The following is a 554-nucleotide window of genomic DNA, read 5'->3' as shown; positions in this document are numbered from 1 at the left end:
CCGCCGGACCGCACGCCCTACCTCGAAAGCTCGAACTCGGGTTTCGGCGAGCTGCAAGGCATCCGCCACAGCGCGCAGCTCTCGCGCACTCCGGCGGCATGGCCGCGCCCATCGATGCCGCCGGGCAGCCACGCCGCGCAATGGCCCTGACTCGCCTTGACCCGCATCGCCATCACCACTTGGCTTCCAGACCCACGTTGGCGCTGACGCCGCCGTCGACCGAACCCTWCGGCCCATTCGCATAGGACACCTTGGTCGTGAGCTTGGCGTTCGGCGTCAGCTGCACGCTCAGGCCCACGCCCGCGGTGGGGGCGCCGCCGGCACTGACGCTGCCGCCGAGATTCGTGGCCTCGCGGCGAATGCCACCCAGGTTGCGTTGATAGCCCACGCTGCCCTGGATCAGGATGCTCGGCGTGACCCAGGCGCTCGCGCCCACCGAGAGCTCGCCCCAGCTTCCGCCCAGGTCGGCTTTATACGACAGCGGGCCGCTGATGGTCTGGTAAGTCGCCCCGCTCTTGCCGGAGAACTCGTGCCATGCGTCGGTGCGCAGCCAC

1 protein-coding gene is annotated in these 554 nt (G+C 69.8%); it reads right to left on the bottom strand.

The window, feature by feature from the left end:
• Positions 1-172: 172 nt before the first annotated feature.
• A partial coding sequence (locus AC1DTN_RS38860; RefSeq protein WP_477925558.1) for a hypothetical protein occupies positions 173-554 on the bottom strand: 382 nt, incomplete at its 5' end.

It is taken from the genome of Rhizobium sp. 01T444, assembly GCF_056398305.1.
Note: the sequence above shows the minus strand (reverse complement) of the source record. Positions and strands in the feature narration are given on the sequence as shown.